The organism is Cesiribacter andamanensis AMV16 (assembly GCF_000348925.1).
Taxonomy (GTDB): domain Bacteria; phylum Bacteroidota; class Bacteroidia; order Cytophagales; family Cyclobacteriaceae; genus Cesiribacter; species Cesiribacter andamanensis.
In genome coordinates this window covers 18456-27870 of sequence record NZ_AODQ01000055.1, presented here as the reverse complement: position 1 = coordinate 27870, position 9415 = coordinate 18456, and the positions used below count along the sequence as shown (strand labels likewise).

The 9415-nt window shown below is 55.2% G+C and carries 10 protein-coding genes and 2 tRNA genes; 8 read left to right on the top strand and 4 right to left on the bottom strand.

Annotated features, from left to right (window positions below; all coding sequences use genetic code 11):
* Nucleotides 1-382: 382 nt before the first annotated feature.
* Nucleotides 383-865: a peroxiredoxin gene (locus ADICEAN_RS11365; protein ID WP_009195743.1), complete on the bottom strand. Its 483-nt coding sequence runs from the start codon at nt 863-865 to the stop codon at nt 383-385.
* Nucleotides 866-936: 71 nt separating this feature from the next.
* Entirely contained in the window at nt 937-1374 is a 438-nt protein-coding gene (locus ADICEAN_RS11360) for a hypothetical protein (protein ID WP_009195742.1), read from the bottom strand.
* A gap of 157 nt (nt 1375-1531) precedes the next feature.
* Here ADICEAN_RS11360 and ADICEAN_RS11355 point away from each other — a divergent pair, with 157 nt between their 5' ends.
* The 5 genes from ADICEAN_RS11355 to ADICEAN_RS11335 all read left to right on the top strand — a co-directional run bounded on the left by ADICEAN_RS11355 (nt 1532) and on the right by ADICEAN_RS11335 (nt 5124).
* Nucleotides 1532-1741 (top strand): hypothetical protein, encoded by a 210-nt coding sequence (locus ADICEAN_RS11355; RefSeq protein WP_009195741.1) that lies wholly within the window; start codon nt 1532-1534, stop codon nt 1739-1741.
* Nucleotides 1742-1824: 83 nt separating this feature from the next.
* Nucleotides 1825-2691, top strand: coding sequence for a DMT family transporter (locus tag ADICEAN_RS11350; RefSeq protein ID WP_009195740.1), 867 nt, complete (start codon nt 1825-1827; stop codon nt 2689-2691).
* 83 nt (nt 2692-2774) lie between these two features.
* The gene (locus ADICEAN_RS11345) at nt 2775-3293 is read left to right on the top strand and encodes an NUDIX domain-containing protein (RefSeq protein WP_009195739.1); all 519 of its coding nucleotides are present in this window, start codon (nt 2775-2777) and stop codon (nt 3291-3293) included.
* Nucleotides 3293-4054 (top strand): PhzF family phenazine biosynthesis protein, encoded by a 762-nt coding sequence (locus ADICEAN_RS11340; protein WP_009195738.1) that lies wholly within the window; start codon nt 3293-3295, stop codon nt 4052-4054. Before ADICEAN_RS11345 ends, ADICEAN_RS11340 begins: the two co-directional genes overlap by 1 nt.
* Before the next feature lie 50 nt (nt 4055-4104).
* Nucleotides 4105-5124 (top strand): synaptic vesicle VAT-1 family membrane protein, encoded by a 1020-nt coding sequence (locus tag ADICEAN_RS11335; protein ID WP_009195737.1) that lies wholly within the window; start codon nt 4105-4107, stop codon nt 5122-5124.
* A 179-nt stretch (nt 5125-5303) separates the two neighbouring features.
* Here the strand turns inward: ADICEAN_RS11335 and gap are convergent, their stop codons facing one another.
* Complete coding sequence (gap, locus tag ADICEAN_RS11330; RefSeq protein ID WP_009195736.1) at nt 5304-6302, bottom strand: type I glyceraldehyde-3-phosphate dehydrogenase; 999 nt, start codon at nt 6300-6302, stop codon at nt 5304-5306.
* 248 nt (nt 6303-6550) lie between these two features.
* Here gap and ADICEAN_RS11320 point away from each other — a divergent pair.
* From ADICEAN_RS11320 to ADICEAN_RS11310, 3 genes are all read left to right on the top strand, one after another.
* A tRNA-Glu gene (locus ADICEAN_RS11320) sits at nt 6551-6622 on the top strand.
* 43 nt (nt 6623-6665) lie between these two features.
* A tRNA-Glu gene (locus ADICEAN_RS11315) sits at nt 6666-6737 on the top strand.
* Between the two features lie 88 nt (nt 6738-6825).
* The gene (locus ADICEAN_RS11310) at nt 6826-8964 is read left to right on the top strand and encodes a 7TM diverse intracellular signaling domain-containing protein (protein ID WP_009195735.1); all 2139 of its coding nucleotides are present in this window, start codon (nt 6826-6828) and stop codon (nt 8962-8964) included.
* An 11-nt stretch (nt 8965-8975) separates the two neighbouring features.
* Here the strand turns inward: ADICEAN_RS11310 and gldC are convergent, their stop codons facing one another.
* On the bottom strand, nt 8976-9329 hold the full coding sequence (gene gldC, locus ADICEAN_RS11305; protein ID WP_009195734.1) for a gliding motility protein GldC: 354 nt from the start codon (nt 9327-9329) through the stop codon (nt 8976-8978).
* Nucleotides 9330-9415 lie beyond the last annotated feature (86 nt).

Below are 9415 nucleotides of genomic sequence, written 5' to 3'. Positions count from 1 at the left end.
CTATGACTATTTTAATCCCCCTGCCCCCTACGCGGGCCGCCCTTCGCCAAGGGGGATTCGTTTGCCATAGTAACTTTCCATGAAAAGGGATCCATAATTCACGTTAAAAAAGGCCTCAAGATATATTCTGAGGCCTTTTCTGTTAAGGTACTAGGTCATTTCGACCAGCGCGGACGCCGCGCGAGGAGAAATCTTAGAAAGTTACCAGTTAAGAGCTGCCTATCCAAGATCTCTCCCGTTGGTCGAGATGACTCTGTTCTTTTTGTTTTTGGGCTATAATACAGTTATCTGAGGCTGTTTTAGCCTTTTGAAAATTCGGGATGATTCATGTTTATTTTAAACCTTTTTCCCTCAAGAGCAGGGCTGATACCAGTAGTGCTTTTTACAGTTTCAGCGCATGATCTGCTGCATGGCTGCCTTGCCGGATAGTGTCGATCATCTGCTGAATGTGCTTTTCGGCCCCAAACATATTGTCGTAAACCCCTACGATGGTATGGTGCTTATCCAGCAGGTAGGTAACGCGCAGGGTTAGGGGCAATAGGGGCACGGTGGCTTTGTAGAGGCTGGCAACAGTGCCCTGCTCATCGGCCAGCAGGTGGAAGGGGAGCTTGTGGTGCTGCCGGAAGCGGTGGTGGGTTTCTACCGAATCCCGGCTGATGCCCCATACGGGAATATCCTGCTTACGGAAGAATTCAAACTGATCCCTAAATTCGCAGGCTTCCTTGGTACAGCCCCGGGTAAAATCTTTGGGATAGAAATAGAGGATAAGAGGTTTGCCGGCGGCCGTCTGGCTGAGGGTGAAATCCGGGCCTTCGGTTGAGGGGAGGGTAAAATCGGGCGCAGGGGTAGTTGCTTTAAGGGCCATAGAGAGTTAAGCAGAATTTAGGGTGTAAGGGAGCATGAGTCGATGCCGGCCAGAAAATGTGCGGAGAGGCTTTACTCCTTAGAAGAATGGGCCTGCTCCAGCCGCTCGATCTCCCGCATCAGGGGCAGGAGTTTTGGATGGGGTGAGCGATCATCGAAATGCTGGCTGGTATAGCTTTTAGTAGGGGTGCTGATGCTGATCCAGGAGTAATAGGCGCCATCCCAGGCCCGCTTTTCGCTGGGGGCGGGCAGCTGTTCCATTTCCTTCAGGGAAAGGCCCTGCAGGCTGCCAAGCAGCTGCTGCCAGTCGGCAGCGGTGAGAGGGTGCTGGGCTTCCTGATCGCCTCCCCGGCCTTTTTGCGCTATATGGAGGGTAGAAGGGGTTATCCGAATTTCCTGCTGACTACCACGGGTGCCGGTGGTAAACGATATTTCCGTTATGGTCTCTGCAGACTGGCCGTAGCCAAGCAGGGGTAATGAAAGGATCAGCAAAAGAACAACTGCGGGCATAACGAGCGTAGTTTCTGTAATGGTAACAGAAATTGCGCCAGTTTGTGCCTTTTATCTCACTTTTTTAAAAACACTTGCTGCCACTGGCCTCCCAGAAGGGTATAACTAGCGGGTCTTGCTTTGCGTATATCTAGATATTTTTTGAAGGAATACCATTATGACAAACCTGGAAATAAAAGGCGAGCGCAACGAGCGAAACGGCCGCCAGAAAAAGCAGCAGGCCTGCAGCTCGGGCGATAAACTTGACTGCATAGAAGCCCGGGAAGAAGAGCTTACCGGCAAATTGCAGAAAAAGCTGGGCAAGGGTGATGAGGCCATCGAGAATATGATTGATGAGGAGGACGAAAAGCATGAGGATCTTTCCTGATCCTGCGCCTGTCCGGCCTAACTAGCTTTCAGCTGAAGCGCTCTCTATCCGGGAGCGCTTCTTTTTTTATACCTTTGCCCGGCATGAAACACTACTTCTCTCCCGGCATCCGCTACATGCTGCTGGCCTCCTTTCTTTTCTCTGTCATGAACCTGCTGGTAAAGCTGGTGCCCCGCCTGCCTGCCGAGGAGCTGGTGTTCTTTCGTTCGGTCATCTCCCTGGTGATCTGCCTGGTGATGCTGCGCCGAGCCGGCATTACGCCCTGGGGCACACATAAGGCCCTGCTGATCGGCAGGGGTGCGGCCGGGGCGGTGGCGCTCATTACCTTCTTTGTTACCCTGCAGCACATTCCCCTGGCCAGTGCCGTTACCATCCAGTACCTATCGCCCATTTTTACCACCCTGCTGGGGGTGCTGCTGGTGCGGGAGCGGGTCTTTTGGGTGCAGCTGCTCTTTTTTGCCATGGCCTTCGGAGGTGTCCTGCTGGTAAAAGGCTATGATCCGCGGGTGAATGACACTTTTTTGCTGCTGGGCATCTGCTCGGCCTTTTTTTCGGGCCTGGCGTATAATGCCATCCGGCGCATGGGCAAGCGGGAGCATCCCCTGGTAATTGTGCTCTACTTTCCGCTGGTGACCCTGCCCATTACCGGCGCCTGGCTGCTGCTCACCTGGGTGCAGCCGCAGGGGCTGGAGTGGCTGTACCTGCTGGCCATAGGGGTGCTTACGCAGTTTGCCCAATATTATATGACGCTGGCGTTTCAGGCCGAAGAGCTCAGCAAGGTATCCAGCGTGCAGTACATGGGCATTCTATATGCGCTGCTCTTTGGCTGGGTTTTCTTTGCCGAGCATTTTACCTTTTTCAGCTACCTGGGCATGCTGCTGGTACTACTGGGGGTGATCCTGAACATCTGGTACAAAAGCCGCCGGCAGCCGGCAGCCGCCAAGGGCTAGGACCGGGGCACTGCTAAATCTTTTCATCTGCACGAACACTACACCCCCTGCGGGGCTTACTATACAGGACCTTTTTATTGCTTATGCCTACTTATGATTATCCCCGACCGGCCGTAACTGTTGATGCCCTGGTCTTCTGGCTGCAGCCGCAGGACCTGCAGGTACTGCTGATCAAGCGCAAGAACGACCCCTTTAAGGGCTGCTGGAGCCTGCCGGGAGGCTTTATGGACATGGACGAAACGCCCGAAGAAGCCGTGGTGCGGGAGCTGGCAGAAGAGACCGGCCTTGCCGTGGAATATGTGGTGCAAATAGGCGCCTTTGGTGCCGTAGAGCGGGACCCCCGCCACCGAACCCTTTCCATTGCCTACCTCAGCGTGCTTACCGATGAGCCAGGGGAGGTAAAGGGGGCTGATGATGCCACCGAAGCCTGCTGGTTTTCGCTGCACGACCTGCCGCTGCGCCTGGCCTTTGATCATAAAGATATTCTGCAGCAGGCAAAAGTCTTTGCCGATATGTACTTTCGTACCGCTGTGGCCGGTTCTGATGAGGCCTTTCAGCTATCCCAGTCCGAAATTGATCAACTAGTAACGCACGTAGCCTGATGGAGCTATTTCAGGTAGATTCCTTTACCCATGTCCCCTTTAGGGGTAACCCGGCCGGGGTGTGCCTGTCGGCCCAGCCCCTGAGCGAGCTGCTCATGCAGCAGATTGCCGCCGAGATGAACCTTTCCGAAACCGCTTTTGTGCATGCCGAAGACGGCTACCGGCGCCTGCGCTGGTTTACGCCCGCTGTAGAAGTAACCCTCTGCGGACATGCCACCCTGGCGGCGGCTCATGTGCTCTTTAGCCAGGGGCTTATAGCGCCCGATGCCTGGCATGTATTTGATACCCTCAGCGGTCAGCTGCAGGTGCGCCAGCCGATGGAAGGGGTGCTGGAGATGGATTTTCCGCTTATCACCACCCAGTCCAAAGAGGCGCCCCAGTGGCTGCAGGAGCATTTCGAGGGGATTCAGGGCTATGCCTGCACCGAGAAGAATGATATCCTGGAGCTGGCCTCGGAGCAGGCCGTGCGGGACTATCTGCCCGATATGGAGCAGATAGCCCGCAATACCCGCCAGGGCCTGATCATTACGGCCCGGGGTGAAGGGGATATTGATTTTGTGAGCCGCTACTTTGTACCCAATGTAGGGGTGCCCGAAGATCCCGTAACGGGCCGGCCCATTGTGAGCTGGCACATTACTGGCGGGATAGGCTGGAAAAACCAGCTTTCAGGCGTACCAGGCCTCCAAACGAGGCGGGCAGCTGGAGCTGCAGATCACCGAAGCCAGGGTACTGATCCGGGGCCGGGCCCTGACGATCTTTAAGGCGGAGCCCAGTTTTGAGGCTCAGTAAATCCCCATACCCCCCCCATTCCATGCTCACCCGCCAAAGCTATACTGTGTTTAAGCCGGGCGCCCTGGACCGTCTCCGGCTGGTGCAGGAGGCTCTGCCGGCCCCCCTTGCGGGGCAGGTGCAGCTGGCCGTAAAGGCCATTGGCCTGAACTATGCCGATATCTTTGCCATCATGGGCCTGTACAGCGCTACGCCCAAGGGGGCCTTTGTGCCCGGGCTTGAGTTTGCCGGTGAAGTGGTAGCGGTAGGCGAGGGGGTAACAAGGCTGAAGGCCGGTGATGCCGTAATGGGGGTAAGCCGCTTTGGCGCATACACCACCCATCTGAACCTGGATCAGGACTATCTGCTCCCCCTGCCCGGGGGGTACAGCTTTGCCGAAGCAGCCGCCCTGCCGGTGCAGGCCCTTACGGCCTACTATGCGCTGCGCCCCCTGGGCAATTTGCAGCAGGGGCAAACGGTGCTGATCCATTCGGCAGCCGGAGGGGTAGGCCTGCTGGCCAACCGCATGGCCAAAAAATGGAAGGCCTATACCATAGGGGTAGTGGGAAATGCTAAAAAACTTCCGCTGCTTGAAGAGGAGGGCTATGATCAGGGCCTGGTGCGCAGTAAGAACTTTCCCAATGACCTGAGGAAGGCGCTGGCTGGGCGACCGCTGCAACTGGTGCTGGAGGCAACCGGCGGGAAGTACCTGCAGTGGTCCTATGAGGCCCTGGCCCCTATGGGCAGGCTGGTGGCCTATGGTTCGGCCCGCTTTACCCCCTCCGGAAAGGCGCCCAACTGGCCTCGCCTGGCCTGGCAATACCTGAGCCGCCCCAAGCTTGACCCCATGCAGATGATCACCGACAATAAATCGGTAATGGGGTTTAACCTGATCTGGCTCTACGAGCAGAAAGCCCTGTTTCAGCAGCTGATGCAGGAGATCCTGGCCCTGGAGCTGCCACCCCCGCACATCGGGCACCGCTTCTCTTTTGCCAAGCTGCCGCAGGCGCTGGCCTTGTTTCAGAGCGGACGTACGGTAGGGAAGGTAGTGATAGAGGTTTAAAGACTGAACGGTTGCGTTCGGTCCAATGAAGCAGGCGGTGCAAACGCACGCCAGATTGCTTCTTTCGTCAGGTCTCAAACGGCAGTGCCACTAGTGGCGTATCTGCGTCAGGAGGAGCGATAGCAGAAAAAAAAGCCGATCCCCAAGGACCGGCTTTACTATAGTTGGCGGTAAGCCTATTACATGGCACCCACTTTGGCAATCAGCTGAGCAGTACGGGCCGAGTAGCCGGCTTCGTTGTCATACCAGCCCACCACTTTTACCAGCTTGCCGGAAGACATGGTCAGCAGGGAGTCGAAGATGCAGGAGTGTGCATCGCCTACAATGTCAGAAGATACCAGGGGATCTTCGCTGTAGTGCAGAATGCCCTTCATGCTGCTGCCGGCTGCTTTGCGCATGGCTTCGTTGATCTCCTCAATAGAAACCTCGCGGCTCAGAATGGCGGTAAAGTCGGTTACGGACCCATCGGGCACAGGCACGCGCATGGAAATGCCATCCAGCTTGCCCTTTAGCTCAGGCAGTACCAGGCCTACGGCTTTGGCCGCACCGGTAGAGGTAGGCACAATGTTGAGGGCAGCGGCACGGGCACGGCGCAGGTCGCTGTGGGGGCCGTCCTGCAGGTTCTGGTCCTGGGTGTAGGCGTGGATGGTATTGATAAAACCTTTTTCTACCCCAAAGCTCTGGTGCAGTACTTTTACCATAGGGGCCAGGCAGTTGGTGGTGCAGGAAGCGTTGGAGATGATTTTCTCGTCGCCGGTCAGTGTATCTTCGTTCACACCCAGTACTACGGTGGGGATGTTGCCTTTGGCAGGGGCGGAGATGATCACTTTGCGGGCGCCCGCCTGCAGGTGCTTGCCGGCACCGGCCTCGTCGGTGAAGCGACCGGTACTTTCCAGTACAATATCAACACCCAGGTCGCCCCAGGGCAGTTGGGCAGGATCTCGCTCGGCAAATACTTTGATCTGATCACCATTTACGCTAAAGCCACCATCGGATATGGAAACCTCGCCCTGAAAGCGGCCATGTACGGAATCGTAGCGCAGCAGGTGTACCAGCGTTTTAACATCGGTAAGGTCGTTGATGGCCACAATGTCTACATTGCCTTGGGCCAGGAGCGCTTTAAAAGTAAGGCGACCAATACGGCCGAAACCGTTTATCGCAACTTTAAGGTTAGCCATGAAATTAGAGATTAAGGTTCAAAAATTTTTCTAGTCAAAAGTACGATACAGGGCCCGTTTAACCAAATAAAGCAGGTCCTGCTGCTTTTCTGAAAACGTTTGCTCAAAAAAAGAAATCCGGGCCCACTTGCCTAACCCAATGTTATCCAGCTTGTTTATGCCCTGTGTGGCTTTTGGCGAAGTTTTTTTGAAAACGTGTTTTGTATATCTGCCAAAGACCCCTATATTTGCATCACAATTTACGAAACGCTCCGTTCGTCTAGTGGTTAGGACGCCAGATTTTCATTCTGGTAGCAGGGGTTCGACTCCCCTACGGAGTGCTAAAGGATGCAAACGCGCATCCGGTTGCACATAAAGATAGACGCTCCGTTCGTCTAGTGGTTAGGACGCCAGATTTTCATTCTGGTAGCAGGGGTTCGACTCCCCTACGGAGTGCTAAAGCCCGACTTTGATGGTCGGGCTTTTTTGTTTTCGGCCCCTTTTGTACATTTAGCGATTATCTTCCTCTAAAAGCAAGGCCTGCATGACTGCCAACGCCAGCCTTACTGCCGTTTTACTACTTCTGCTGTGTGGGCTGCTGAGGGCTCAGACCCCATTGGTGGTGCACGATTCGCTGCTGGATCAGGAGGTGAACAGCTGGCTGATGCTGCTGCCCGATCCGGAGGGGCGCCTGCAGCTGCAGGATGTGCAGCGGCCGGAGCTGGCCAGCCAGTTTGAGCCGGTAGAAAGGGGGAGGAGCAGCTTTGGCTTTGTAGACCATCCCTACTGGTTTCGGCTGCAGCTCCATAACCGCCTGCTGCCCGATAGCCGCCTGTTCTTTGATATTGCGTATCCGCCCCTGGATTCCATTACCTTCTACTACCAGGATGCTAACGGCCAGTGGCAGGCCGAGCTGAATGGCGATTTGCTGCCTTTTGATAAGCGACTGCGCTTTTACTACAATTACCTCTTTCAGATCCGGCCGGATACGGCCCACAGCAGCACTTACTACTTTCGGGTAAGTACCCGGGGCGCCTTGTCATTTCCGCTCAGCATCAAGCAGGATCATTACCTTTACCAGGAAAGCGCCCTTGGTTACTTTATCTATGGTTTGTACTATGGGGCGCTGTTGCTGATCCTGCTTTATAACCTTTTTCTCTATGCCAGCCTCAGGCTGGCCTCCTATCTCTATTACTGCCTGTTCATCTTCTTCAGCCTGCTGTCGCAAACCTATCTTTACGGGCATGCCCAGCAGTTTCTGTGGCCCTGGGGGGGCGAGATCAATAACCTGATGTCGGGGGTAACCCTGCTGCTGTCAACGGGTTTTGCCCTGGTGTTTACCATGTTTTTTATTGAGTCGAAGCGTTATACGCCCCTTCTGCACAAGGGCCTGGTGGGGCTGAGCATTGGGGTGTTTTCCCTGGCGCTGTTAAGCATGGTGTTGCCCTATGGCTTTGTAGTGTCGCTTATTGCCAAGGTGTACATTGTTAATGTACTGGTGATTGTAGCAGTGGCCGGCACGGCCTGGCGCAAGGGCCAGCGCTCGGCCCGCTACTTTCTGCTGGCCTGGCTGGTGTACCTGGTGGGCCTGCTCTCCTACAGCCTGCAATCGATGGGGGTAATGGGCGATCTGCAAACGGCCAGCCAGCTGGTGATGATTGGCAGTACACTGGATGCCCTGCTGCTTTCGCTGGCCCTGGCCGACCGCATTCGGCAATACCGCCAGGAGCGCCAGGAGGCCCAGGAAGAAGCCCTGCTGGCCCTGAACGAAAAAAAGGAACTGCTGGAACATCAGCAGCAGATTCTGGAAAAGCGGGTATCGGAGCGTACGCTTAAGCTGCAGCAAAAGCAAAAAGAAGTGATTACCCAAAACCGCAGGCTCAATGAGCAGCAGCAGCTCATCGAAGAACAGTTTCAACAGCTGGCCATCCTGAATGAAAACCAGGAAAAACTGATCAACTCCCGCACCGGCGAGCTACGCAAAGCCAACCTGGACCTGCGCAAGCGCAACCAGCAACTGGAGCAGTTTGCCTATATCATCTCACATAACCTGCGCGGGCCCGTTGCCAGCATGCTGGGCCTGCTGCGCCTGTTTGACCGCCGGCTGGTAGAAGGCACCGAAAACAAGCAGTACCTCAACATGCTGGACCAGTCGGTAAACAAGCTGGACACCATCATCATGGATCTGGGGCAGGTACTGGCTGTAGAGCAGAACCTGGGTAAATTTTACCGGGATATTCGCTATGAGGATGTGCTGCAGGGAATCCTGCAAAAGCTGCAGCTGCAGGTAGGGGAGAGCAATCCCACCATCACAACCCAGTTTGAGGAGGAGGTGATCCGGAGCCACCCGGCCTACCTGGAGAGTATTTTTTATAACCTGATCAGCAATGCACTAAAGTACCGGCACCCGGACAGGCCCCTGGAGATCTCGGTGCGCAGCTGGCGGCAGGGAGATCAGCACCGGCTGATGGTGAGCGACAATGGCCTGGGCATTGAGCTGGAGAAGTATGGCAAGCGCCTGTTTACGCTCTATCAGCGCTTTCATCCTCACATAGAGGGCAAGGGGCTCGGCCTCTATATGCTCAAGCGGCAGGTAAGTGCCCTGGGCGGCACGGTAGAGGTAAGCAGTAGCCCTGGTGAAGGCAGTACCTTCACCATAAGCCTGCCGGTAAGTACAGAGTAGCGTACAGGCAATCAGCCTTCTTTCCTGCGGCGCTCTTCCTGCTCTTTGCGCACATGCGTAATGAATTTTTCGCAGAGGGCATTGATCTCCTCGGCCATGTAGGCATCGCCGGTAGCGGTGAGGATGCTTTGGGCCAGCCCGCCAATGCAGTCAATGTAAAAGCGCTTCTGATCGTCCATGGACATGTCTTTGGTCCAGAGGTCAATGCGCATGGTATTGTGCTGAAAATGATCCCAGACCGATATGCTGATGGACTTGGTCTCATTCAGGCCGTCGTCTTCCTTATCGGTAGCATCCCAGTACATGCGCTCGGGAATGTTTTGCTCGTCCAGCTCAACTTCAAAGTGTATTCTTGATTTTCTCATAGCCGTAAGTAAATAGAGGCGCAAAGTAACAACATCCCGGCCATACCTGCCCCGCCTGCTCCCCAAATTTTTCCCAAAGGACTATG

Excerpts from the sequence above, each read along its gene's own strand:
- ADICEAN_RS11365 (WP_009195743.1), bottom strand. The coding sequence starts at position 865 with ATGGCCCTTAAAGCAACTACCCCTGCGCCCGATTTTACCCTCCCCTCA.
- ADICEAN_RS11360 (WP_009195742.1), bottom strand. The coding sequence starts at position 1,374 with ATGCCCGCAGTTGTTCTTTTGCTGATCCTTTCATTACCCCTGCTTGGC.
- ADICEAN_RS11355 (WP_009195741.1), top strand. The coding sequence starts at position 1,532 with ATGACAAACCTGGAAATAAAAGGCGAGCGCAACGAGCGAAACGGCCGC.
- ADICEAN_RS11350 (WP_009195740.1), top strand. The coding sequence starts at position 1,825 with ATGAAACACTACTTCTCTCCCGGCATCCGCTACATGCTGCTGGCCTCC.
- ADICEAN_RS11345 (WP_009195739.1), top strand. The coding sequence starts at position 2,775 with ATGCCTACTTATGATTATCCCCGACCGGCCGTAACTGTTGATGCCCTG.
- ADICEAN_RS11340 (WP_009195738.1), top strand. The coding sequence starts at position 3,293 with ATGGAGCTATTTCAGGTAGATTCCTTTACCCATGTCCCCTTTAGGGGT.
- ADICEAN_RS11335 (WP_009195737.1), top strand. The coding sequence starts at position 4,105 with ATGCTCACCCGCCAAAGCTATACTGTGTTTAAGCCGGGCGCCCTGGAC.
- gap (WP_009195736.1), bottom strand. The coding sequence starts at position 6,302 with ATGGCTAACCTTAAAGTTGCGATAAACGGTTTCGGCCGTATTGGTCGC.
- ADICEAN_RS11310 (WP_009195735.1), top strand. The coding sequence starts at position 6,826 with ATGACTGCCAACGCCAGCCTTACTGCCGTTTTACTACTTCTGCTGTGT.
- gldC (WP_009195734.1), bottom strand. The coding sequence starts at position 9,329 with ATGAGAAAATCAAGAATACACTTTGAAGTTGAGCTGGACGAGCAAAAC.